The organism is Bartonella sp. AA126HLJHH, assembly GCF_042197425.1.
Taxonomy (GTDB): Bacteria; Pseudomonadota; Alphaproteobacteria; order Rhizobiales; family Rhizobiaceae; genus Bartonella.
Map to the genome: position 1 here is coordinate 24,815 of NZ_JBHIRU010000002.1, position 19,814 is coordinate 44,628.

At 35.0% G+C, this 19,814-nt stretch carries 16 protein-coding genes; 7 read left to right on the plus strand and 9 right to left on the minus strand.

The window, feature by feature from the left end; all coding sequences use genetic code 11:
* Window positions 1-17: 17 nt before the first annotated feature.
* From ispH to rnhA, 3 genes are read left to right on the plus strand one after another with little or no spacing between them, the layout of a single operon-like run.
* Window positions 18-1,073 carry a 4-hydroxy-3-methylbut-2-enyl diphosphate reductase gene (gene ispH / locus ACFIQC_RS01380; RefSeq protein ID WP_375706636.1) on the plus strand — a complete coding sequence of 352 codons (1,056 nt, stop codon included), beginning with the start codon at window positions 18-20 and terminating at the stop codon, window positions 1,071-1,073.
* A complete protein-coding gene (locus ACFIQC_RS01385) occupies window positions 1,073-2,032 on the plus strand; it encodes a homoserine kinase (RefSeq protein WP_375620655.1) in 960 nt (319 codons plus the stop codon). Before ispH ends, ACFIQC_RS01385 begins: the two co-directional genes overlap by 1 nt.
* Window positions 2,033-2,037: 5 nt before the next feature.
* Window positions 2,038-2,505 carry a ribonuclease HI gene (rnhA, locus tag ACFIQC_RS01390; protein WP_375620656.1) on the plus strand — a complete coding sequence of 156 codons (468 nt, stop codon included), beginning with the start codon at window positions 2,038-2,040 and terminating at the stop codon, window positions 2,503-2,505.
* 26 nt (window positions 2,506-2,531) lie between these two features.
* Here the strand turns inward: rnhA and ACFIQC_RS01395 are convergent, their stop codons facing one another.
* Window positions 2,532-3,410, minus strand: coding sequence for a protein-disulfide reductase DsbD domain-containing protein (locus ACFIQC_RS01395; RefSeq protein ID WP_375620657.1), 879 nt, complete (start codon window positions 3,408-3,410; stop codon window positions 2,532-2,534).
* A 71-nt stretch (window positions 3,411-3,481) separates the two neighbouring features.
* On the opposite strand from ACFIQC_RS01395, the gene ACFIQC_RS01400 reads away from it, so the two are divergent.
* Window positions 3,482-4,066 (plus strand): YqgE/AlgH family protein, encoded by a 585-nt coding sequence (locus tag ACFIQC_RS01400; RefSeq protein ID WP_375620658.1) that lies wholly within the window; start codon window positions 3,482-3,484, stop codon window positions 4,064-4,066.
* A gap of 42 nt (window positions 4,067-4,108) precedes the next feature.
* On the opposite strand, the gene ACFIQC_RS01405 is transcribed toward ACFIQC_RS01400, so the two are convergent.
* The 7 genes from ACFIQC_RS01405 to ACFIQC_RS01435 form a co-directional block, all read right to left on the minus strand.
* A complete protein-coding gene (locus tag ACFIQC_RS01405; RefSeq protein ID WP_375620659.1) occupies window positions 4,109-6,994 on the minus strand; it encodes an EAL domain-containing protein in 2,886 nt (961 codons plus the stop codon).
* Between the two features lie 398 nt (window positions 6,995-7,392).
* Window positions 7,393-8,667 (minus strand): M16 family metallopeptidase, encoded by a 1,275-nt coding sequence (locus ACFIQC_RS01410; protein WP_375611135.1) that lies wholly within the window; start codon window positions 8,665-8,667, stop codon window positions 7,393-7,395.
* Between the two features lie 83 nt (window positions 8,668-8,750).
* Window positions 8,751-10,148: a threonine synthase gene (gene thrC / locus ACFIQC_RS01415; RefSeq protein WP_375611136.1), complete on the minus strand. Its 1,398-nt coding sequence runs from the start codon at window positions 10,146-10,148 to the stop codon at window positions 8,751-8,753.
* A 637-nt stretch (window positions 10,149-10,785) separates the two neighbouring features.
* A complete protein-coding gene (locus ACFIQC_RS01420; RefSeq protein WP_375629499.1) occupies window positions 10,786-11,148 on the minus strand; it encodes a hypothetical protein in 363 nt (120 codons plus the stop codon).
* A 208-nt stretch (window positions 11,149-11,356) separates the two neighbouring features.
* On the minus strand, window positions 11,357-11,722 hold the full coding sequence (locus ACFIQC_RS01425; RefSeq protein WP_375673713.1) for a hypothetical protein: 366 nt from the start codon (window positions 11,720-11,722) through the stop codon (window positions 11,357-11,359).
* A gap of 192 nt (window positions 11,723-11,914) precedes the next feature.
* On the minus strand, window positions 11,915-12,271 hold the full coding sequence (locus tag ACFIQC_RS01430; RefSeq protein WP_375620662.1) for a hypothetical protein: 357 nt from the start codon (window positions 12,269-12,271) through the stop codon (window positions 11,915-11,917).
* A gap of 1,998 nt (window positions 12,272-14,269) precedes the next feature.
* Window positions 14,270-14,965 carry an HAD family hydrolase gene (locus ACFIQC_RS01435; protein ID WP_375620663.1) on the minus strand — a complete coding sequence of 232 codons (696 nt, stop codon included), beginning with the start codon at window positions 14,963-14,965 and terminating at the stop codon, window positions 14,270-14,272.
* A 370-nt stretch (window positions 14,966-15,335) separates the two neighbouring features.
* On the opposite strand from ACFIQC_RS01435, the gene ACFIQC_RS01440 reads away from it, so the two are divergent.
* Window positions 15,336-16,424 (plus strand): site-specific DNA-methyltransferase, encoded by a 1,089-nt coding sequence (locus ACFIQC_RS01440; RefSeq protein WP_375613050.1) that lies wholly within the window; start codon window positions 15,336-15,338, stop codon window positions 16,422-16,424.
* Window positions 16,425-17,180: 756 nt separating this feature from the next.
* Here ACFIQC_RS01440 and mutY read toward each other — a convergent pair.
* Window positions 17,181-18,239: an A/G-specific adenine glycosylase gene (gene mutY, locus ACFIQC_RS01445; protein ID WP_375620664.1), complete on the minus strand. Its 1,059-nt coding sequence runs from the start codon at window positions 18,237-18,239 to the stop codon at window positions 17,181-17,183.
* 203 nt (window positions 18,240-18,442) lie between these two features.
* Here mutY and ACFIQC_RS01450 point away from each other — a divergent pair, with 203 nt between their 5' ends.
* Both ACFIQC_RS01450 and ACFIQC_RS01455 read left to right on the plus strand, forming a co-directional pair.
* The gene (locus ACFIQC_RS01450) at window positions 18,443-18,943 is read left to right on the plus strand and encodes a DUF721 domain-containing protein (RefSeq protein ID WP_375706637.1); all 501 of its coding nucleotides are present in this window, start codon (window positions 18,443-18,445) and stop codon (window positions 18,941-18,943) included.
* 82 nt (window positions 18,944-19,025) lie between these two features.
* Window positions 19,026-19,682, plus strand: coding sequence for a DsbA family protein (locus ACFIQC_RS01455; protein ID WP_375706638.1), 657 nt, complete (start codon window positions 19,026-19,028; stop codon window positions 19,680-19,682).
* The last annotated feature ends 132 nt before the right edge of the window (window positions 19,683-19,814 follow it).

A 19,814-nucleotide genomic window follows, 5' to 3' on the forward strand; every position in this document is an offset into this window, starting at 1 on the left:
GAGATTAAGGATGATTTATGTCTGGACTTCCCCCTTTAACGATACGTCTTTGTGGTCCACGTGGATTTTGTGCAGGGGTTGATCGTGCTATCCAGATTGTTCTGCTTGCATTAAAAAAATATGGTGTTCCAGTATATGTCCGTCATGAAATTGTACACAACCGCTACGTGGTTGAGGGATTACAGCAACGGGGTGCTGTTTTTGTCGAAGAACTTAATGAGATTCCAGAAGAACATCGCAATCAACCAGTTGTTTTTTCTGCTCATGGTGTACCAAAATCTGTTTCAGAAGAAGCACGATACTATAATTTGTTTTATCTTGACGCAACATGTCCGTTGGTCTCGAAAGTTCATAAACAAGCGATACGACATCAACGTCATGGTCGTCATGTTATATTGATTGGTCATGCTGGTCATCCTGAGGTGATAGGGACAATGGGACAGCTTGAAGAAGGAGTTGTGACGCTTATTGAAACGATAGAAGATGCTTTGCATTATCAACCCAATGATCCAGATAAATTAGGATTTGTGACACAAACAACGCTTTCTGTTGAAGATACTGCAGGAATTATCGATATATTACAACAACGTTTTCCTACATTAGCAGCCCCAGCGGCTGAGTCAATTTGCTATGCTACAACGAATCGACAAGATGCGGTTAAAGCAGCGGCAAAGGGGAGCGATTTGTTTTTGATTGTTGGAGCACCAAATTCTTCTAATTCACGACGTTTAGTAGAGGTTGCCGAAAAGTCTGGTGCGCGGCAAGCTATTTTAGTTCAGCGCGCTGATGAAATTAATTTTGAAAACCTAAAATCTCTTTCTATTGTCAGTCTTTCAGCAGGGGCTTCGGCTCCTGAAATTATTATTGATGAAATTATTTCAGCATTTCGTGAGCGTTATGATGTCACAATAGAATTAGCTGAAACAGCGGTAGAAACGGAAAAATTTTTAGTGAGTCGCGAATTACGTGACGTCATTTTAACGTCTCAAGATATGGCTTTCGTCAATGGTCAAGCAAATAGTGCAAAAAATGAAAATCAGAATACAAACATATCTAAAACGAAAGCAGAATAATGGCCGTTTATACAGATATTCACCCAAATGATTTAAAAGTGTTTTTAACACGTTATGCAATAGGATCACTTTTGTCTTATCAAGGTATAGAGGAGGGGACTGAAAATTCTAATTTTATGTTAGAGACAACACAAGGGCGATTTATTTTAACACTTTATGAAAAGCGTATTTCAAAAGATGATTTACCTTTTTTTTGTTGCTTGATGCAGCATTTAGGACAGCGTGGAATTCCTTGTCCTCAACCTGTTATTCAAAATGATGGAATGATGATCTGTGAATTAGCAGGACGTCCTGCCGCTATTATTACTTTTCTGGAAGGAGAGTGGATCCGCCAGCCCAATATAGATCATTGTGGCGAAGTGGGGACGGGGTTAGCACAATTGCATTTAGCAGGACAGGATTTTACACTTAGTCGTAAAAATACTCTTTCTGTTATGGATTGGAAGGTCTTGTGGCAACGTTGTCAAACCAAAGAAGATGCATTGTTAAAAGAATTTGGACAAAAAATTGAGTTGGAATTGGCTTTTTTACAGAAAAATTGGCCGTTCAATTTACCAATAGGCATTATTCATGCAGATCTATTTAATGATAACGTCTTTTTTGTGAATCATCGTCTTTCTGGGATGATAGATTTCTATTTTGCTTGTAATGACTTTTTTGCTTATGATTTAGCGATCTGTTTAAATGCTTGGTGCTTTGAGCCTGATCATTCCTATAATCTTACCAAAGCACGTAAGTTATTGGAAAGTTATCAAAAAATAAGACCATTGATCCCTTTAGAATTGGACAAGATGGTTTTATTAGCTCGTGGTGCGTCTCTACGTTTCTTACTCACACGTCTATATGATTGGTTTAATACACCGCCTAATAGCTTTGTTATTAAGAAAGATCCATGGGAGTATTGGCACAAGCTTTGTTTTTTCAGTAATGTAAATTCGCTAAGTGAATTAGGTTTTTAAATTTTATGGCAACTCCACAAAAAGTCGTTGAAATTTATACAGATGGTGCTTGCTCAGGGAACCCTGGAATTGGAGGATGGGGGGCAATTTTACGCTGGAATGGTCATGAACGGGAGCTTTATGGCGGTAAGGTCCATACGACAAACAATCAAATGGAACTCATGGCGGCAATTTGTGCATTAAAGGCGCTTAAAGAGCCCTGTTTGGTCGATCTTTATACAGACTCAGTTTATGTACGTAACGGTATATCTAAGTGGATTGAAGATTGGAAAAAGAATAATTGGCGCACTGCATCAAAAAATCCTGTTAAAAATATGGAGCTATGGCAAGCTCTTGAGGATGCTAGTTCTTGTCATACAGTTAGATGGCACTGGGTAAAAGGGCATGCGGGACATCCAGAAAATGAACGCGCAGATGCCCTTGCTCGCAAAGCAATTACTCAATATCGTGAAAATGGACGTTTTCCAGCATAATTGCTTTTTGAGAGCTTTTTCTTTTATCATGGAGACGCAAGAGGGGTTGGCTGCGTATGGAATATGAATGTTCCACTTAAGGCGTGATCTTTAAAAGAAATTGTATAAAAAATTTTTTGGTTTATTTCTTCTGGTGTGAAATAGAGTGGAGCACTGAAGAGTGTATATTCTGCGTTATCACTGACTTTTCTTGCTGCTCCAATTTGCATTTCTCCTCCATCTAAAAAGAGAGAGGAAGGAGTGGTTTTGTTGTTATTTTGTATTTTTATAAGAAGGGTACTGTTATTTTTTTCGGCACTTATTTTTAGTGCATTCTGCATCATGCGGGGCAAAGAATCTTGCGCCTTTTTTAAGAAGGAAGCAGGAAGCTGTTTATTTTTAAGAGCAGATGGCGAAAAATCAAAGTTAATAGTAAATGGAAGACAGATTTTATTACATAATCCAAGAGTGAAAGCACCACTTAAATTTTTGCTTGAACCAGAAAGATTGAAGGGCAATATTACTTTATCTTTATAACCTAATGACCAATCATTTTCTGTTTCAAAAAGCTGTGGAGTAGGATAAAAGATTTCATAAGAAATCTGTTGGTTGAAATTAAAAAATGGTGCCATGCCAGAATTACCTGGATTACGCCAGTAAGTTTTCCATCCTGGTTTAAGCTCAATTTCAATAATGCCTTCTCTTATTCCAGAAAGAGAAGGTTCAGTGATCGCTAATCGGATACGACCACCATCTGATTCATACCAAGATGTTGCGAAAAGCTGGAGTTTTTGTTCTGTTTGAGCATTTACAGGAATGTTAAGTAATTCTAAAACTATGAATGTTAAGCTTAAAGTAACTAAAAGCTTTTTATAAAAGAAAGTTGCGATATTTTGTAAATTTGTAAATATACGACTTTTTTTCATTGGAGTTTTATTTTCCTAGTGTGCTAAATGAACAAACTTTTATCATGTAAATTATGGAGAATAACAGATTAATGAAGCGGTGTAATGGCTTTTTAGGTGGACAATTACTCATAGCAATGCCTGGGATGAATGACAAACGCTTTATTCGTTCTGTTATTTATATTTGTGCGCATTCTGATGCCGGTGCGATGGGCATCATTCTTAATCAATTGCATCATATTGATTTTCCAGAGCTTTTGCTTCATTTGGGAGTCATAGACAGTGGCCAAAAAAAAAGTCTTTCTGAACCAATAAAACAGTTTCCTGTTCGCTATGGTGGTCCTGTTGATCCTTCGCGTGGTTTTGTCCTTCATTCAGATGATTATACTTGTGAAGAAACTGTTTTTATTGCAGATAAGATCTGTTTTACTGCGACAATTGATATATTAAAAGCGATCAGTTGCGAACAAGGTCCGCAACATGCACTGGTCGCATTAGGCTATGCTGGATGGAAAGCGGGGCAACTTGAGGCAGAAATTTCTACAAATGGTTGGCTAATCAGTTCTACATCACCTAGTTTTCTTTTTGAAAGCGATTTAAGCTGCAAGTATGATAAAAGTTTAACACGCATGGGTATCGATCCAACTTATCTTGCTTCTGAAATGGGACACGCGTAGAGTTTTTTCTAAGCTTTTTAACTTTACACGTTATTTTATCCCTTATGTTTTTATTTTATAAGGGAAATGGCTCTGAACGAGCGTAATTAATTCTTCTATGGCAATCGGTTTCGTCACAAGTGTACTTTGAACATATTTACAGCCTTCTTGACGGAGGAAGATTGCTTCTTTTTCATTTTCAACACCTTCTGCGATAATTTGCAAATTAAGATCTGTTGCCATATTAATGATAGACTTTAGAACAATTTTCTTCTTAAGAGAGTCGATTGAGATAAGTGAACGATCAAGTTTAACCATATCAAATGGATAACGTACGAGATAGGTCAGAGACGAATAACCTGTTCCAAAATTATCGAGTGCGAGATTCATTCCAAGTGTTTTAATTTGTTCAAGAAAGTGCGCTGATTGTTCAGGATTATTTCTTAAGACAAATTCAGATATTTCAATCATCAGACGCCCTTTGTGGAGCGGATGGCGAAGCAAAGCGGCACGCAATTGACTGATAAAACGAGGATGAATCATTTCTGCGCTTGGTAAATTAATTGAAATAAAGAAAGATTGTTGGGAAAACTTTTCTTGTACATTTATAAGATCAATAATGGCATTATCAATGATAAATTGTGACAAATCCATAACAATTTGTTCATTTTCTACGATTTTTATGAAATCAGAGACATTTAAATTTCCATAAGTGGGGTGATGCCATTCTACAATTGTTTCAAAACCAATAATATGTCCGTCTGATAAATTAAGAATAGGATGGTAGAGGATTTTCATCTCATTACGTTTTATGGCATAATGAACATCTTTCTCCAGAGTATTATGTTCGAGACCCAAAGTGCGAAAATTAGGACGAAAAGGTTCAATATGGTTCCCACCCATTTGTTTTGCGCGAATCATCGCTAACTCACTATCATTAAAAATATCTTTAGCCGTCGATCGGCTTTCACTCCATGTAACCAATCCGATAGAGGTTGAAAGGATTATTTTATTTTCTGAAAGTGAAATAGGTGCTGAAATTGTTTTGTGCAAATGATCTGCAAATGCTGCAATTTTTTGTGGTTCGGTTTCACTGAGTAAAATAATTGCAAAGCGGTCTGCTGAAAGACGCGATAAGGTGTCTTGAAAGTTAATGAGACGATTTAAACGACGTGCGATTATAAGCAGTACAGTATCCCCAACTGCTATGCCTAATTTGCGATTAATTTGGCGAAAATTGTCAAAATCAATCATAAAGACAGTCGGTCTAATTTTGATATTTGCTTTCGCTAAAGAGGTATAATTTTGTAGTCTATCAAAGAAAATTTGTTGGTTAGGAAGTCCAGTTAAGCTGTCGTGGATTGCATCATGCAATAAGCGTTCTTCGGATTTTTTATGGTTAGTAATATTGACAATGGTTCCAATGACACGTGTGATTTTTCCATCTTTTTGCATAGCCGGACGTGCACGAAGAGAAAACCAATGATAATAACCACCACCGGAAGAAAGCCGAAAAATTTGATCAATGCGCCCTTTTTTATTTTTAAGAATGATATCCAATACGGCTTGAAAGCGTTCACGATCATCATGGTGCAAGGCTGAAATCCAGTTGCGCATAGGTCCATTGAGGTTATGAATTTCAGTACCAAAAAGGGTTGCCATGTTTGGATGTACAACAATACGATCACGCTCAATATTCCAATCCCAAATAATATTTCCAGCTCCCTTTGCTGCGAGTACTTGTTGTTCAAGGTCGGAAAATATTCCTTCATGGAAAGCGTCATTAGAAAAAGTTTGTTGCAGGACAGTAAAGCTTATGAGAAGAACAATGAGCACTAATCCCCCTGCTAATGCTGGCTGGATAATATCATTGTTTAAATGTCCAGCTATGCAGGTATAGGCTCCAACACACCAAAAGCTAATGAGCAACCATGTTGGAATAAGCATAATGGCGCGGTCATAGCTTCTGATTGAGAAATAGATGATTAATATTATACCAAGCACAGCGGTAAGGCCAAAAGACAAACGCGCAATTCCAGCTGCTCTGATGGGATCGTAAATAGCAAAGGCTCCTAGACTGCAAAACGCAATGGTCCAAGCGATAGCACCGTAACTAAAATGATAATGCCAGCGGTTAAGGCTGAGATAGGTAAAAAGAAAAATGAAGAGTGTAGCAGTAAGTGCTACTTCTGTACCAGCACGCCAGATTGGTTGGGTTGTGAGTGTAACTGCAAAGAATTTATTTAAAAAGTTGAAGTCAATACCAATATAAAAAAGCACTGCCCAAGCAACTGCCGCTGTTGCAGGAAACAGCCCCGTTCCACGGACGACGAAGAGAACAGTTAACAAAAGCGCTAAGAGACCTGATATCCCAAGAAGAATACCATGATAAAGCGTATAAGAATTAATTGCATCTTTATAAGCTTCAGGTTGCCATAAATAGATTTGCGGTAGATTTGCAGAGTTAAGTTCGGCTACAAATGTAATAACAGCACCAGGGTTAAGGGTAATACGAAAGATATCAGAGTTTGCACTAAGTTGACGATCGAGGGAAAAACCTTCGCTTGGCGTTATGGATTGAATCCTTGATGATCCAAGGTCTGGCCAAAAAAATCCAGAACGTGCCATGCGGTAATGGGGGGCAACGATGAGACGATCAACTTGTTCATCTGTTGGATTTGCAAGAGAAAAAACTGCCCAATTTCCGGAAAATTTTTCATTTTTTGCCTGCACTTCAATACGCCATACAATACCATCTGGTCCTGGTGCTGTACTTGTTTGAAAAATAGAGTTGTTTGTATGGTGAATTTCAATTGCTTTTGAGAGATCAAGAGCAGCATCTTGAGAAGAAATTTTAACTGGTTCAATTGCTTGTGCTGATGTAAGATGGACAAAAGAACTAACGACTACAATGAAAATGATGTCAATTATTTTACGCAAACTCTTCACAATGTCCCACTCTCAATATTTTAGGATGTTTAATTTTCATTTCGACTTTTGAGAAAAAACGTCCACCTTTTATAATTTATTTACATAATAAATTGTTATCACTTTTTCTTAAGTTATGTGATTTTATATACAAATAGACCACACACCCATTTGCTTCAATGGAACCTGAAGCGAATGAAGTTTTATATTTTAAAAGTGCAAAGTTAAACCATGAATTTTCAGATTTCACGGATATACCTTCACTTATTAGAATCTTTATCACATGAAGTATGAATTGGGTAGTTTTGTACGCCTATTTGCCCAATATTTCCAAAACTTATTTAATGAGGAGAGCTTTTGTGGTAAATTTTATGATAAAATATGTGACGTTATTGTGATGTTGCATTGAAAAGAAGTTTTTACTTTAGCTTGTATGAAAGAGTTGACGTTAAATCATCAAAATTTATAAGGGGTCCTACAGGTCCGACAGCAGTTAGTGTTGGAGTGGAGTTTGTAAAAAGACGATGTGCTAAATCAGTTAATCTTTTAGGAGTGATGAGATTGAGGCGTTCAATTGTTTCCGATATTGGAATTGGTCGACCATAAAGGAGTATTTGGCGAGCAATGAGATGTGCTTGACTAGAGGGATTTTCCTGTGACATTGTCAGATTTGCACGATATTGCGTTTGTGCTCGTTGCAGTTCGTTGGCGTGAATATTTTTGCTGACCTTGGAAAGTTCATCAAGAATCACAGGAATAAGTTCTTTGAGCCCTTCTTGTCCGGTAGCTGCGTGAACACCAAAAAGCCCAGTATCTGAAAATCCCCAATGAAAAGCATAAATAGAATAGCATAATCCACGTTTCTCTCTTACCTCTTGAAAAAGACGTGAAGACATACCACCACCAAGAATGATTGAAAGAATTTGGGCTGCATAAAAATCACGCGCGTGATAAGCACGCCCTTCAAACCCTAGAACAACTTGTGTATCCATTAAATCGCGATATTCACGAAAGTCGCCACCGACATAATTTGCAAGATTAGTAAGAGGTGCGGTTGAATGGGAGCGAAAAGTACCAAGACGACTTTCAACTTCTCGCAAGAAACTTTCGTGCTTTACAGCTCCTGCAGCAACGACAATCATACGATCTGCACTATATTGTTTATTGATGAAATCATGGAGATCAGTAGATGTAAATGATTGAATAGTTTTAGCTGTTCCTAAAATAGAGCGTCCAAGGGATTGATGACGAAAGGCTGTTTCTGTAAAGTGATCAAAAACAATATCATCAGGAGTGTCATGGGCAGCACCAATTTCCTGAAAGATTACTTGTTTTTCTCGTTCTAGTTCATCGTCGTCAAATTTTGAATGCATTAAAATATCGGCTAAAATGTCTATAGCAAGTGGGATATCGCTTTTAAGTACACGTGCAAAGTAAGCTGTTGTTTCAATACTGGTTGTAGCATTGATTTCACCGCCAACATCTTCAATATCGGTTGCAATTTGAAAAGCAGTACGGTTTTCGGTTCCTTTAAAAGCCATATGCTCAAGAAGATGAGCAATACCATGCTGTGTGGAGGTTTCATTGCGTGAGCCCACTTTAACCCATATTCCGAGAGCAACACTATCAATTTGTTGCATTGTATGTGTGGCGATAGTCAAACCATTACTAAGGCGACATATATCTACATCCATGTATCTACAACTCCATTAAATAAGCTAAACACCTCATTGTAAGGGTATCAGAATATTCTTGATTTAAATTAATGCAGCTAACTTTAATAAGATGCACGCGATTTTAAAGAAATATAATCTTTTACTATTTTTTCATCATTAGCAAGATTTATAAAATGTTCTTCGTGTTTCATTACATCATTGAGATGAGATGGCCATGGAGCATGAAGGCCACAAGCGCTTTTAATAGTATCAGGAAATTTAGCTGGATGAGCCGTGGCAAGAACGATCATTGGAATATGCGGTTTTTTGTTTTCACGCGCTACTTGAAGAGCGACCGCTGTATGTGGATCAACAAGATAGCCACTTTCCTTATAGACACTATCAATTGTTTGAGCTGTTGCAGCCATGTTGCTTTTTCCAGCGGAAAATAGGGAACGAATATTTTTGAGTTGCTTTTCATCAAGAGTAAAGAGCCCCGTTTTTTTCAAGTTTTCCATTGCATTGCGAATCCACATTGGATCACGATTGCCACTTTCAAAGAGCAAACGTTCAAAATTAGAAGAGACCTGAATATCCATAGAAGGTGATGTTGTATGGACTATTGGTTGTGTTTCGTAAGTACCACTGGTCAATGTACGTACAAGGATGTCGTTATCATTCGTTGCGATGACCAGTTGAGCAATGGGTAATCCCATACGGGCTGCGACATAACCTGCAAAAATATCACCAAAATTTCCAGTAGGAACAGTAAATGAAACAGCTCTATCAGGTGCTCCTAAAGAAAGTGCAGATGAAAAATAGTAAACAATTTGCGCCATGATACGCGCCCAATTTATAGAATTAACACCTGAAAGTGCTCTTTTTTTACGAAAATTGTGGTCATTAAACATTGCTTTGACAAGAGCTTGGCAATCATCAAAATTTCCTTCAATGGCAATGGCATGAACATTGGAACAATGATTGGTTGTCATTTGCCGTTGTTGAACAGGCGATACACGTCCTTTAGGAAATAAAATAAAAATATCTGAGTGTTCTTTTCCAGCAAAAGCTTGTATCGCAGCTCCTCCTGTATCACCTGATGTTGCAGCAATAATCGTTGCACATCTATTTTTTTCAGTCAAAACATAATCCATCAGTCGAGAAAGAAACTGCATTGCTACATCTTTAAAAGCTAAAGTAGGACCATGAAAGAGTTCAAGGATAAATTCATCTGCTCCAGTTTGTCGTAACGGACAGATTGCTGGATGGTGAAAGGTTGCATAAGATTCAGCGATCATATTTTCAAAAGCTGTATATTCGATTTCGTTATTCACAAAGGGCCACAGAATAGTTTTAGCAATTGTTGTATAGGACTGACCACGAAGTGCTCGTAACGCATCAAATGATAGCTGAGGAAATTTATCTGGCAAATAAAGTCCCCCATCACTTGCCAACCCTGTCATGATTGTTTCCGTAAAGCTTAAAGCAGGAGCTTCACCTCTCGTGCTGATATATTCCATAAATCTTATCCTTTTTTTATTTCTGGCAAATTGGTGAAGTTATTTATTTCACGTTTTTCATAATATTTAAATTATTAAATGGATAGAGCTTCTTTTCTTCTTTTTAACTCAATAATGAAAGGAAATAGCCTTAAGCATTTTTATTTTTGAGATATAAACGCCAAATGTTCACAGAAAATCTGTTACAGTCAAAAATTTTCTCTCTATTATTCATTCACTTAGATTTTACAACGTATCTTCACTTGTACACCTTCTTAAATAATAAAATTAAATAGATAGAATAGTATTTACTGAAGAACTTTTGTATAAAAATCAATCATTCATAGTTATTTTATACTCTTAATACTCTGTAACAATTAAATCTGCTAAACGAAATGTTAAAATGATACATCCCAAGACTCACATTGGAAGATTTATAAGGTAATTTTATGGCATTTCGTGCGCAAATCTATACTTTGAATAATCTTTTTTAGCTTAATTTATTACTTTGTATAATAATAGATATTATATTTGTGCTATACAGTATGGTAACCTAAAGGTTATCCATAGAAAACATACAACAGCCTGCTAAATGATGGGAAGCAGGCTGTAAAGTATTTTCATTTTAAATAGAAAAAAATAACTAAGTATCTTTGAATTATTTGCCTTTAATTTTTCCTATTGCCCATCCGATTATCCCACTAAATATGGCCATAACAGATCCAGTCAAGAATCCAAAACCCAAAGCTCCTACTGTAGAAAAAACTCCTAGCGTAATTGGTTCAAACACTTTCTCAAATTTTCCTTCAAAGGCAGATTCACTTTTTGCTCTATGAGTGAAACTTGGGACATAAAGAGCAGCTATATCGATAGCTTTTTTCTTTCCTTGTTCTATTAGAGAGACAGTTTCCCATTGAGTATCATTTTTCAAATGATTGGCATGAACATTTATAATTTGTGAAAGCAAAAAAGCAACTGCTATAAAAATATTTAATACGTAAGTTTTCAATACTTTAATCATAGTTTACCACCAATACTTTTATTTTAATCTGAATTGAATAGATGCATCGGCAGAATTAGTGCACATTGAGAGAAACAGAAGCATTTAAAGCTTTTTTCACTCTTAGTGTGATAATTCATTAGTTTTATCATCAACAATGGATAAACACAGAATATGTTCATAGTTTATATTTCATATGAGAAGGTCTTATTCTGATGAAATTTCAATTTTAACGAGATTTAAAATACAATATTATTTTACTTATTATCCATCCTAAAAACATGCCTATCGTACTTGATGCATATCCAAGTGCCATCCCCATACCAAAAGCCCCGAGTGTAAGAGGTTCAACAACCTTTTCAAATTTTCCTTCGACGGTAATTTCATTTTCCATACGACGATTTAGATTTTGTGTATAGAGAGCAATCGTACTGATTGCATCCTTTCTGTTCTGTTCTGTTACAGAAATAAAAATATTCTCACGATGAATATTGTTTTGCAAATAGTTGGCATGTACATTTACAGTCTGTGAAATGTAAAAAACAGATATCATAGAAATAATTAACATATTATTGTTAAAAAAATTAATCATCATTTACCTCAAATACTTTATAGTATTCAATATATATATATGTATGTATATAAATTATACTTTGGATTTTTGGATGTAATTTACAGAATTTATAGTTATAGTAAGAGAAGTAGAAGCTTCATTATGTAATAAATTTATAATAATTAATAATAACATAATGAAGCTATGTATTCTATATTTCTACAATAGATTGAATTACTTGAACATCAATACTATGTCATTTATCCAATTTATTATCGATCCTATAAAACTTATTGCATATCCAGCGTACAATAGTCCCCCTCTTACAGTCATAGGCTCAAAGACCTTTTCTAATTTTCCTTCACCTATTGTTCCATGTTCTGTTTGATAATTTACAGACGGAGCATAGAAAGCAGTCGTAGAAACTACATCGGATTTCGCATATTTTACTTGTTCCATTGGGAAAACAGAAAGTTCCTCTTTTGGAGTATCGTTTTTCAAATAGTTTGCATTAACATTTACAGTTTGTGAAATAAAAAAAGTGCTCGCTATAAAAATGCTTAAAATATAATTTTTAAATATTTTTACCATAACTTTACCTCAAATATTTTTAATTTATATATGTAAGAAATATACATAATGTTTATGTATCTCACACTATATACAAGTCATATAGTTCAATATGTATTTTTAGTCAATAATAAAAATACATATAAAAATATACCTATAATTTTTTTACAAACATTATTGTAAAAAAGTAACAGTAATAATTACAAATTATATTTTTAAAAACTTTATAGAATATTTTATTATGTGTTATATATAAAACAGCATATGGTTATCGTATAATTTTTATAAAACGATATTAATATATTTTTTAAATACATTAATAGATAATAAAATTGATCAAAATTTTTACATATTTAATATATAAAAATTTATTTATTATCGATAGTATAATAGAAAACATGAAAATTATGATTTAGTTATAAAAATATTATTAACAATTAAAATATGAATGGATACGATAAAATTTTATTATTTATAGTATTTATTATAGATAGTCATTATTGTATAATGTGTGTTATATAGATATTATTTAAGTTATTATTCAATGGTTATTTAATTGCATTGTGATAGCAGAATAATACTTCTTAATTTACTATTAAATATATACATTTATCTTATAGATAATAATATGTTATAGATACTAAAAAATGTACAATTTTCTCATAGTGTAAAGTAGAGCTCGAATTGGATAGAGATAAATGATATTATCTTTTTATCGCTAATGTGAACGGCATATTACTATGATGCAAGGCAGTGTATAGAAGAATATAATTTAGACATATTTATGAGTGCCGAAAGATCAGCATTAGATAATATTTTCAACACTTTCTTTTTTCCAAACTGAAAAGCCGCTTTTATTTTTAGAAAGTGGATTACTTTTGAAAAGATCTGATTTCATTGCTTATTTAAAAAGTATATTAAATGCTTTCGGAAAATTTTAAGCAACTATTGGTATCTCTGTCGCTTGTTTAACATGATTATATGTTTCATATTTATGTGCTTTTTTAAAGAAACCGTTTTCAAGGTACTCAAGCCTATTTTGCAATGATAGATATGATGATAAAGCCCCCATAATATAAAATTCTTAGGGCATCAGAATTTTTGACGTTTATAAAGAAGAAAGATGGTATTGGCATACACTTTTCTCGCTCCTAATGTTGCTACAATTTTTGCCTTTTAAGATGATTCATTAAAAGGCATTTTTATTTCTTTATTTATTTAATTCAACATATCCAGATTTGAAATGAGAGAATTTTACAATATTCGGTTTTTTTGCTTAATTTGAATAATGATAAATTATGATTATAAATCAATATTTTGTCTGTAAATTACTTGGTATGAAATGTTTTTGATAAAAGGTACATCTTCATAAGAGTGTATTCTTTTTGTTTTTTGTAATCTTAGGGAGGTTGTACCAATTGATGCTGTTAAAATACTATTTAAGCAGCAAAGTAAATAAGCCTTCAACAAGTTTATGAGATTTGGATTGAGTAAATATAAGCCTTTGTAACTCAACAAGGACGCATTTGTCATTTTCAATAAAGTCTTGTATTCTATAGAATACGTGAATTTTAATATTGTTTTCCATGATCAATATGCGCATCCCCTACAATTTTACCATAGTGTGTGATTTTTTTGATCAGATGAAAGAGGTTATCAATTTTCACATCTTATCGAGCAAGGCATCGTAATATTCCTTTGTTTGACAAATATAATAATTTATCAGGATAGGCTGCTGTGGTTGGGAGTGGGATATCGGATTTGAGATAGATAAGCAGGGTTTAATTTTTATGAGTTTGTACCCCTGTTTTTTGCTTTTTTAAAAGCACGTACAATGGTTAACTGACTTATGATCTCAATGAGGTGCTATATTTTTCCTTCACATTGAGATGCAATTCACCCGTGTCGTGAATTACGCATTTATTGAAGTTATTATAAAAGGAGCAGCGAGAAGAGAAGGACATTTGAATAAAAATACTTCTTACAATAGTTTACAAATTGATATATTCAAGAGATTTTTTATAATAGATCTCGCCATACTGCCATTGCTTCTAAGACTTCTCCTAAATGAGCATGTTTTGCAATAACTGTTTCTGCACCAGCTTCTGCAAGTGCATTAGAGTGGCCAAGATAGCTATGTGATCCTCCCGTAAAGCCGATGACACGCATGCCTGCTGCTATGGCTGCGTGTACACCATGAAGTGAATCTTCTATAACGATAGTGTTTTGGGGCTCTGCCTGTAATTGTTGTGCGGCAAAAAGAAAAACATCAGGGGCCGGTTTCGTTCTTTTTGTTCCAACTTCAGGTGCTGAAAATATTTTACCTTCAAAAAGGTCATAGAGGTCAACCGTGGTGAGCATCTCTTTTATATCTACGCTTTTTGCATTAGAGCAGATACAGTAGGGATAGCGTGTTTGGATAATTTCTACAGCTTCTCTTACATCATCAATAGCCCGTAATTTAGTTTTTATTTGTGTACGAAAAATATTAGTCATTTGATCTATGAGATGAGCAGAAATAGGTTTTTCTGTTTCCTGTTCAACGTGTTTAAGAATATCGCGAAAGATAAGCCCTGCAAAACGCTCACTCAATTCTTCGGGTGATATTTCATATCCTGTTTGTTTGAGCAATTGAGATCCAATTTTTGCTGCAAGATATTCAGAATCGACGAGAACTCCGTCACAATCAAAAATAATAAGATCTATCTGAGGCATAAGATATTCCTTTACATGTTACGAGATGGACAACTTTCATGAAAACGATATTGAGAAGATCTTATTTCATAAAAATACGCTTTGAAAATGATTCTTAATTCTTTTACGAAATAAAAGATATGGAAACAGTACATTGAAAAAAAGAAAATTAAGGTTTCATTCATATGAAAGTTTTTTTACTAAAAAAACAAAAACAATTATCAATTTTGTAGAACTTTAACGATACGTTTACGCTATTTTGTAAATATAGATTGGTAATGCGGGCCTATAAACTATTTTGGTTGATTATAGGGCAAATTCAGTTAATTTTGTTGGGTTTTTCATGACAGTTATTCAGCTTCAAAAAGATTTCCTTCGTACTCCCTTACAAATGCCATGGCGCAATAAAATTTTTAAAGGAGATTGTGTTTCCGTTTTAGAAAAACTTCCAAAACATTCTGTTGATATGATTTTTGCGGATCCACCCTATAATTTGCAATTGGATGGAGCTTTATACCGTCCAGATCATTCGCTTGTTGATGCGGTTGATGATGCATGGGATCAGTTTGAGAGTTTTGCTGCTTATGATGCTTTTACTCGTGCATGGTTGCTTGCTTGTCGTCGTGTATTAAAACCCAACGGAACACTTTGGGTTATCGGATCTTACCATAATATTTTTCGGGTTGGGACGGCATTACAAGATTTAGGTTTTTGGATGCTTAATGATATTATTTGGCGCAAGAATAATCCGATGCCTAATTTTCGAGGGCGCCGTTTTCAAAATGCTCATGAGACGCTTATTTGGGCCGTGCGAGATCAAAAAGATAAAAAGTACACATTTAATTATGATGCCTTAAAAGCGGCAAATGAAGATCTACAAATGCGTTCAGATTGGCTTTTCCCTCTCTGCACTGGAGCTGAACGTTTAAAGGATGATTCGGGGCGTAAATTACATCCAACACAAAAACCGCAAGCGTTATTAGCGCGTATTATTATGGCTTCTAGTAAACCTGGTGATGTTATTCTCGATCCGTTTTTTGGTTCGGGAACAACAGGTGCTGTTGCCAAGCTTTTAGGGCGTGATTTTGTTGGGATTGAACGCGAGCAAGATTACATCGATGCAGCATGTGAGAGAATCGCGGCGGTTCAACCTTTAGCGCAACCAGAACTAGCGATTTTGGATAGAAAAAAAGCAGAACCGCGCGTAGCATTCAACAGTTTGCTTGAAGCAGGTTTACTCTATCCTGGAGAAGTTCTGTATGATCGTAAGAAGCAAGTATCTGCTATTGTAAGAGCTGATGGTACGATTATGCATGGTGGTGAAGCGGGCTCAATTCACGCAATGGGAAGAAAGGCTCAAGATTCGCAGAGTTGTAATGGTTGGACCTTTTGGTATTATGAGGAAAATGGACGGTTGAAGTCCATAGATCATTTAAGAATGATCATACGTTCACAAATGTTAAAAACGGGTGTTTTATGAACTAAGCTGATCGCTTCATTCTATTGACCACCAATGTACCTGATCTTGATTGAGATGGACGTGAGGGCGTTTTATGCCTTTATTAGATGTTTTTTATTGACACACTAATCTCGCTTGTAAGCGACAAGCGAGTATTTTTATGCTTCTTTTAGAAGAAATTAAAATGAGAAATTTTCACTCTATGTTCTCGTTTTAGTTCCAAAACAGTAAAATTTCAATATAAGCTTATAAAAATGAAATATCAGAATTAAAAGGTTCATTCAGAAGTTCAAAATTAAGTGCTTTTTTGAATACGTACATCTGTAAAGTGCATATAATATATTGATTATAAATATAATTTAGCGCAACTCATATCGAATTGCCCTCGGAATATCGTCAAGTTTTCTTATTTCAAATTTGTTCCATATTGAATCGATGAAAATTACTTTCTTGCATGTCATAAACGGGGTTGGCGTGTGAATAAAAATTGTTAACGAAAGAACTAAAAGTACCTCTTATAATCCGTTTCACGTACCAAGGGATGTTGAGGGGGCTGGTAAATATAACGATGGTGCTAACTTGCTCCGTCATAAGCGAAAAAAGGATAGATCCTGAAATTTAAATCTAAAGCTTCTAAGCGTTTCTATCCCTCCTTAATTTTTGTCTGTAGAAAAAATTGGTTATTTCATTTTTTAAAATTTTTCTTTTACAGATTAGTAAATGATCACTAGAGATACAAAAGTCTCCATTAGAAAACATTTTTATGAATAGGGAAGGTTATTTAAATCTAAAAGAATTGGGAAGTGCTACGGAAATGGCTTTTTTCATAACAGTAGGTAATGCTTCTTCGGCAAGATGTTGAATGTTACACCACCAACCATTTTCACAATTCATTTCATGAACATCTTCGGTATAGTAAACATCAAGTTTTAGAGAAAAGTGAGTAAAAACATGCGTAATTTGTCCTTTGAATTGCCAATTGGCAGTAAAGGGTGCGTTTTGTAGCCCATTTTCGTTGTTTATGCCAATATTGTTAGGAATTTGGGTCATTCCACCAAGGAGCTTTTGCGTCTGTCGTTTTTCCAAATAAATTTGTTTCTTTTTATTAAGGACCACAAAAGCAATACCTGTTTTTGAAGGGCGTTCTTTTTTAGGGGCTTTAACTGGAAAAGACTCCGGTTGTTGCATCTTTTCTGCTTTGCATAAACATTGAAGAGGGCAGGTATAACAAGATGGTTTGCGTGGAGTACAAATTGTTGCTCCCAAATCCATCATTGCTTGAGCAAAGTCACCAGGACGATTTAAAGCAGTAATTTTTTGTGTTTTTTCTTTAATTTCAACTTTTGCTTTTTGCAGTATTGAAGTGATAGCAAAAAGTCGCGCTACCACACGTTCGACATTACCATCAACCACTGCTACAGGGTGGTTAAAAGCAATCGCAGCAATGGCTGCGGCAGTATAATCTCCAATACCGGCTAGAGTTCGCAATTCTTTTACAGATTGTGGAAATTGTCCCGCGTAGTTTTCAACAAGCTGTCGCGCACATTTTTTAAGATTACGTGCGCGTGAATAATAACCAAGTCCAGCCCATGCTTTCATGATATCATCTTGGGAGGCTTTTGCTAAAGAGGAAAGATCAGGCCATAGTTTTAGAAACTTTTTAAAATAAGGCTTAACTGTTTCAACGGTTGTTTGTTGAAGCATGATTTCAGAAAGCCAAACTTGATAAGGATCAGGACGGATACCTTGTTTTTGCTTTTCGGGGGTAATCCGCCATGGAAGATGTCTGTGATTTTGATCGTACCAAGCAAGGAGGTGCGAAGAAATTTCATACATGATTGCTTTCAAGCATAGGGAGATATAAAATGCAAAAGAAAAAATTATTTATTTTGTAATTCATGTTTTTTGCTCTTTTATTGTCAAGGCTCTGGTGAGAAAAGGCTTTTTATTTTGTTGATATTTCATAAATTGAGGAGGCAACAATTTTTAGATGAAACAAATGATTTTAATTTAGTAAGCGCTTGAACAATGATCTAAAAATGAGAAAACAACTTAAAAAACGTATCTTTTATTCTCTTTCTGAGGCGGTATACAAAATACTTGATCCAGTTTTACGCAAACGGACAGGGCTTAATGTAGCGCTTATAGAACATTGGCCACAGATTGCAGGCTATGATATCAGTGAACATACAATGCCACTTAAAATTATTTGGAAACGTCGTGCAGATCAAGATGAAGTTTTTCAGCCAGCAACACTTGTTGTCGCATGTGAAGGATTTGCTGCGTTAAAATTGATGCATGAAACAGAGGAATTACTTCATAGAATTAACGGATTTTTTGGCTATATTGCTATTGATCACATCAAGATTGAGCAAAGGAGTATGTCGGTTTTTATGAATCACTTGCCTCTAAAACCGCCTTTGAGTGAACAAGACAAAAAATACGTGGAAAAAATGCTTGAAGGAATTGAAGATAAAAGTTTGCACCAAGCACTTTACCAACTTGGCTGTTGCATTTTTTTGGAAAAAAATAATAAATAGAAAGATATTTTATATATTTTTCTTTAATATATGAGAAAGCATTGGATTCCTATTCGTTAATAACAACAGAAAAGTATTATTTATGGTAAAATATCGTTCTTTTTTATCTTTCGGGATAATTTTTCTCTTCATAACGATTGTACAAAACAGTGTAACAGTTGCTTTAGCGCGTGATCCCAAATCAGTGGCAACTGTTGATATGGCAGAGCTTCTCCAATCGGGTAAAGTAAAGGATCGCTTTGAGGGAGAGGCGGATGCATCAGTCGTCATTGTTGAGTATGCTTCGTTGACATGTACCCATTGTGCGCATTTTTATAATGATATACTTCCCCAAATTCGTAAAAAATATATCAAAACAGGAAAAGTAAAACTTATTTTCCGAGAATATGCTTTTGATCCTCGGGCAACAGCAGGTTTTATGTTGGCACGGTGTGCACCGGAAGATCGCTATTTTCCTTTGATAGAAGTTTTATTTCAAAAACAAAATGAATGGGCTTTCGGAAAAAATGCTCTAACACCATTGAAGAAAATTGGCTTAATGGCTGGTTTTACAGATGAAAGTTTTACTGCGTGTTTGAAAAATCAGTCCATTTTAGATGAAGTAAATGCATCTTTTGAACGCGGTAAAGAGCTTGGTGTCACAGCAACACCTACTTTCTTTATTAATGGTAGTAAATATGAAGGTGCCATGAAAGTAGAAGAATTTTTTTCGGTGATTGATAGTTTTCTAAAAAACTGAATCTTAATCTTCCAGAAGATGGATAGTGATACTTTTGGTCATTATCTCTTTTGGAAGGATTAATATTATGCATTTATGAAGCGATATCGTTGAGCCAAATTTGAATCAAATCATTGCTTTTAAGTGAGCCTG

Coding starts and splice junctions, on each gene's coding strand:
- ispH (WP_375706636.1), top strand. CDS start 18: ATGTCTGGACTTCCCCCTTTAACGATACGTCTTTGTGGTCCACGTGGA.
- ACFIQC_RS01385 (WP_375620655.1), top strand. CDS start 1,073: ATGGCCGTTTATACAGATATTCACCCAAATGATTTAAAAGTGTTTTTA.
- rnhA (WP_375620656.1), top strand. CDS start 2,038: ATGGCAACTCCACAAAAAGTCGTTGAAATTTATACAGATGGTGCTTGC.
- ACFIQC_RS01395 (WP_375620657.1), bottom strand. CDS start 3,410: ATGAAAAAAAGTCGTATATTTACAAATTTACAAAATATCGCAACTTTC.
- ACFIQC_RS01400 (WP_375620658.1), top strand. CDS start 3,482: ATGAAGCGGTGTAATGGCTTTTTAGGTGGACAATTACTCATAGCAATG.
- ACFIQC_RS01410 (WP_375611135.1), bottom strand. CDS start 8,667: ATGGATGTAGATATATGTCGCCTTAGTAATGGTTTGACTATCGCCACA.
- thrC (WP_375611136.1), bottom strand. CDS start 10,148: ATGGAATATATCAGCACGAGAGGTGAAGCTCCTGCTTTAAGCTTTACG.
- ACFIQC_RS01420 (WP_375629499.1), bottom strand. CDS start 11,148: ATGATTAAAGTATTGAAAACTTACGTATTAAATATTTTTATAGCAGTT.
- ACFIQC_RS01425 (WP_375673713.1), bottom strand. CDS start 11,722: ATGATGATTAATTTTTTTAACAATAATATGTTAATTATTTCTATGATA.
- ACFIQC_RS01430 (WP_375620662.1), bottom strand. CDS start 12,271: ATGGTAAAAATATTTAAAAATTATATTTTAAGCATTTTTATAGCGAGC.
- ACFIQC_RS01435 (WP_375620663.1), bottom strand. CDS start 14,965: ATGCCTCAGATAGATCTTATTATTTTTGATTGTGACGGAGTTCTCGTC.
- ACFIQC_RS01440 (WP_375613050.1), top strand. CDS start 15,336: ATGCCATGGCGCAATAAAATTTTTAAAGGAGATTGTGTTTCCGTTTTA.
- mutY (WP_375620664.1), bottom strand. CDS start 18,239: ATGTATGAAATTTCTTCGCACCTCCTTGCTTGGTACGATCAAAATCAC.
- ACFIQC_RS01450 (WP_375706637.1), top strand. CDS start 18,443: ATGAGAAAACAACTTAAAAAACGTATCTTTTATTCTCTTTCTGAGGCG.
- ACFIQC_RS01455 (WP_375706638.1), top strand. CDS start 19,026: ATGGTAAAATATCGTTCTTTTTTATCTTTCGGGATAATTTTTCTCTTC.